The organism is Acinetobacter sp. YH12099, assembly GCF_013419195.1.
Classification (GTDB): domain Bacteria; phylum Pseudomonadota; class Gammaproteobacteria; order Pseudomonadales; family Moraxellaceae; genus Acinetobacter; species Acinetobacter towneri.
The window spans coordinates 1-1,351 of the sequence record NZ_VPAP01000054.1 but is presented as its reverse complement, the minus strand read 5'-3'; the positions used below and the strand labels follow the sequence as shown (position 1 = coordinate 1,351).

1 protein-coding gene is annotated in these 1,351 nt (G+C 60.3%); it reads left to right on the top strand.

What is annotated here, in order from left to right; all coding sequences use genetic code 11:
- A partial coding sequence (locus tag FTU39_RS13735; protein ID WP_000408446.1) for an IS91-like element ISVsa3 family transposase occupies positions 1-1,116 on the top strand: 1,116 nt, incomplete at its 5' end.
- Positions 1,117-1,351 lie beyond the last annotated feature (235 nt).

Sequence of the window (1,351 nt, the reverse complement as noted above, 5' to 3'; positions counted from 1 at the left end):
TTCCCGTTTCAGCTGCGTTTCCTGTTTGCCAGCCGGCCCGAGATCATGGGGTGGGTGCTGGGCATCGTTTACCGCGTCATTGCCACGCACCTGGTCAAGAAAGCGGGCCATACCCACCAAGTGGCCAAGACGGGCGCGGTCACCCTGATCCAGCGTTTTGGATCGGCGCTCAATCTGAATGTTCACTTCCACATGCTGTTTCTCGACGGTGTGTATGTCGAGCAATCCCACGGCTCAGCGCGTTTCCGCTGGGTCAAGGCGCCGACCAGCCCAGAGCTCACCCAGCTGACGCACACCATCGCCCACCGGGTGGGTCGCTATCTGGAACGGCAAGGCCTGCTGGAACGGGATGTCGAAAACAGCTATCTGGCCTCGGATGCGGTGGATGACGACCCGATGACACCCCTGCTGGGGCACTCGATCACTTACCGTATCGCTGTCGGTTCACAGGCGGGGCGAAAGGTGTTCACTTTGCAAACTCTGCCGACCAGTGGTGATCCGTTCGGTGACGGGATTGGCAAGGTAGCCGGGTCCAGCCTGCACGCCGGCGTGGCGGCCAGGGCCGATGAACGCAAGAAGCTCGAACGGCTGTGCCGGTACATCAGCCGCCCGGCGGTATCCGAGAAGCGGCTGTCGTTAACACGAGGCGGCAACGTGCGCTACCAGCTCAAGACGCCGTACCGGGACGGCACCACGCACGTCATTTTCGAACCATTGGATTTCATTGCAAGGCTGGCCGCCCTGGTACCGAAGCCCAGAGTCAACCTAACCCGCTTCCACGGGGTGTTCGCACCCAACAGTCGGCACCGGGCGTTGGTCACGCCGGCAAAACGGGGCAGGGGCAACAAGGTCAGGGTGGCTGATGAACCGGCAACACCAGCACAACGGCGAGCGTCGATGACATGGGCGCAACGGCTCAAGCGTGTTTTCAATATCGACATCGAGACCTGCAGCGGCTGCGGCGGCGCCATGAAAGTCATCGCCTGCATTGAAGACCCTATAGTGATCAAGCAGATCCTTGATCACCTGAAGCACAAAGCCGAAACCAGCGGGACCAGGGCGTTACCCGAAAGCCGGGCGCCACCGGCTGAGCTGCTCCTGGGTCTGTTTGACTGACGAGCCTGAAGGCCAACGATACCAATCAAAATGCTGCGTTCACAGCGCCGCGGCAGGGATCCGCCGTGCTGGTTGTCGGAAAAGGAGCCGCTAGTGGGAAAGAGGAGGGTAAATTTTCAGCGTTGCTGGCTCCCCGTCAGCCGGATTGGGTTGCATCGCAGGGGTGTCGAAAGAGTCAACTGCGGTCCAAAGCTGTTGGACTTGGGTGAAAAGGGCGTTTATTCTTCCTATACGT